At 68.4% G+C, this 2,667-nt stretch carries 4 protein-coding genes; 3 read left to right on the top strand and 1 reads right to left on the bottom strand.

Annotation, left to right across the window (positions count from 1 at the left end; all coding sequences use genetic code 11):
* Window positions 1-69: 69 nt before the first annotated feature.
* Window positions 70-915, bottom strand: coding sequence for a cation diffusion facilitator family transporter (locus tag A6Q79_RS00385; protein ID WP_369037982.1), 846 nt, complete (start codon window positions 913-915; stop codon window positions 70-72).
* A gap of 127 nt (window positions 916-1,042) precedes the next feature.
* Between A6Q79_RS00385 and A6Q79_RS00390 the strand changes: the two genes are divergently transcribed.
* The 3 genes from A6Q79_RS00390 to A6Q79_RS00400 form a co-directional block, all read left to right on the top strand.
* Window positions 1,043-1,708, top strand: a complete 666-nt coding sequence (locus A6Q79_RS00390) for a thioredoxin domain-containing protein (protein WP_317695255.1) — start codon at window positions 1,043-1,045, stop codon at window positions 1,706-1,708.
* Window positions 1,705-2,286, top strand: coding sequence for a vitamin K epoxide reductase family protein (locus A6Q79_RS00395; RefSeq protein WP_317695258.1), 582 nt, complete (start codon window positions 1,705-1,707; stop codon window positions 2,284-2,286). Before A6Q79_RS00390 ends, A6Q79_RS00395 begins: the two co-directional genes overlap by 4 nt.
* A gap of 22 nt (window positions 2,287-2,308) precedes the next feature.
* Window positions 2,309-2,667, top strand: a 359-nt coding sequence (locus A6Q79_RS00400; RefSeq protein ID WP_317695260.1) for a cytochrome c biogenesis protein CcdA, incomplete at its 3' end; no start/stop codon positions are given.

The following is a 2,667-nucleotide window of genomic DNA, read 5'->3' on the forward strand; positions in this document are numbered from 1 at the left end:
AGTACTACATGTGCTAAGAGGTGAGCGTGTCGCCGAGATGATCGAGGCGAGCGTGTGGTTCGACGCGACTCACCACGTGGCGCGGTGACACTCGGTGCTGGGATCCACCTCGACCTGCAACGTTGCGTGACTGATGCCGTGTTCGTCCTGCAGCACCTGCTGGGCGGTCGCCAGGACGTCGGCCGCCGTGGGGCCGCCGTCCACCACGAGATGGGCGGTAGCTACGTCCATGCCTGAGGTGAGGGTCCACACGTGCAGGTCGTGCAACTCGCGGACGCCGGGGACGGACTCGAGGTTCCGCGCCACGGCGTCGATGTCCAGTGCCGCCGGAGCGTGCTGGCTCAGAACGGTCAGGACCTCTCGTCCGAGCACCACTGCGCGGATCGCGACGAAGACGGCTATGGTGACCGCCAATATCGCGTCCCACCCGGTGTTGCCTGTGGTCATGACCAAGATCCCTGAAACCAGAACCCCGACGCTCCCCAGTGCGTCTGCCATCACCTCGAGGTAGGCGCCCTTGACGTTGAGCGACTCGCTGGCGCCGGGGCGCAACAGGACGAGGGAGATGATGTTGACCAGCAATCCCAAGCCACCTACGACCAGTATCGGCCCGGTCTCGATCGACACCGACTCGCCACGACGCGACCATGCCTCCATGAGGATGTAGGTCGCCACTCCCAGCATCACCAGCACGGTGAAACCAGAAGCGAGGATCTCGGCACGGTACGAGCCGTACGTGCGTCGTCCCGACCGGTCCGGCCTCAACGCGAGGCTGGTGGCGGTCAGGGCCGCACCGAGGGCGACGACGTCCGCGGCCATGTGGCCGGCGTCCGACAGCAACGCCAACGACCCTGTGAGGAGGCCAACGACCAGTTCGACCACGAAGAAGGTGGCGACCATGCCGAAGGTGACCACGAGCCTCCACCGGTGGCGCCCTCCGGCGTGTCCGTGTGCGTGCCCGGCTCCCATGTGAGATCCCCTCCTGTGTGCCGTCGTCAACCGCTCGCTACTATTGCTGATAGTAGACCTGAAGGGAACGTGCATGACCAAGCAGAACAAGGCCGCGATCGCCCTCGGGGTCCTGGTGACGTCCGCGGTGGTGGTGTTGCTGCTGGTCGTCCAGTCCCGCGGAGGTGACCAACCCGCACCGGTCGCGACCGGCTCGCCGGAAGAGTCGATGCTGGTCCGCGAGGACAGCCGGATCCTAGGGGAGGAGGGCAGCAGCGGAGTCACCTTCGTGGAGTTCTTGGACTTCGAGTGCGAGGCGTGCGCCGCCGCCTACCCGGCCGTGGAGCAGCTGCGGCAGGAGTACGCCGGCGAGGTCACCTTCGTCGCGCGATATTTCCCGCTGCCGGGTCATTTCAACGCCGAGCGAGCCGCGCGCGCCGTGGAGTCGGCTGCGCGACAGGGCGAGCTCGAGGCAATGTACCAGCGGATGTACGAGACCCAGGCGGAGTGGGGCGAGGCGCAGGTGCCGCACGACGACCTCTTCCGAGGCTTCGCCGAGGAGATCGGCCTCGACATGCAGCAGTACGACGCCGACTACGCCTCGGATGAGGTGGCCGCTCGGGTGCAGCGCGACGTCGACGACGGCCTGGAGCTCGGGGTGCAGGGGACACCGACGTTCTACGTCGACGGCGAGCCGCTGCAGCCGCGGACCTACGAGGACTTCACCTCCGCCATCGACGCGGCGTTGGCGTCGTCGTGACGGGGGACCAGCGGCTGGGCCTCGGCCTGGCCGCGGGTGGCGGGGTGGGCCTGGTGGCGGCTGCGGTGCTGCTCGTCGAGCGATTCCGGTTGGCCGACGACCCGGCGTACATCCCCTCGTGCAGCGTGAACCCGGTGCTGAGCTGCGGGTCGATCATGGAGTCGTGGCAGGCCGCACTCCTGGGCTTCCCCAACCCGGTGATCGGCGTGGCAGCCTTCCCTGTGGTGATCACGACAGGGATGGCACTGCTCAGCGGCGCCGTGCTCGCGCGCTGGTTCTGGCAGGGCCTGCAGGTCGGGGTGCTCACAGGGCTGGCGCTGGTGGGGTGGCTCGTGTTTCAGAGCCTCTACCGCATCGGCGCGCTCTGCCCGTACTGCATGGTCGTCTGGTCCGTGGTGTGGCCGATTGCGTGGTACGTCACGTTGCGCAACCTGCGCTCCGGGGCGCTGGGGCGCTGGGGCGCGGAGTCGCCCGTAGTGGCCCGCGCCCAGGAGTGGCACGGCCTGGTGACCCTCCTGCCGTACGCCGCGGTCATGGTTGCCGTCCTGGTCCGCTTCTGGTCCTTCTGGACCGGGTGATCGACATGCAGGGAGAAGCCCAATGAACGGGGGGGCACAGGGAGCGATCCTCGACGGATCCATGGTGCTCGCGCTGCCGGTGGCCGCGCTGGCCGGTCTGCTCTCCTTCTTCACGCCGTGCTCGCTCCCCCTGGTGCCGGGCTACCTCTCCTACGTCGCCGGGATGGCCGGCTCCGGTCCGGAGAGCGGCGACGCCGGGACCCTGCGTCCGCCGCGGGCGCGTCTGGTGCTGGGCACGGCACTCTTCGTGGCGGGCTTCGCGCTGGTGTTCACAAGCTACGGCGTGGCGCTGGGCTCCCTCGGGTCCCTGCTCCTGGAGCACCAGGAGACGGTGTGGCGGGTCTCGGGCGTGGTGACCATCGTGCTCGGCCTGCTCTTTGC

This window comes from Aeromicrobium sp. REDSEA-S32_B7, assembly GCF_001626145.1.
GTDB lineage: Bacteria > Actinomycetota > Actinomycetes > Propionibacteriales > Nocardioidaceae > Aeromicrobium > Aeromicrobium erythreum.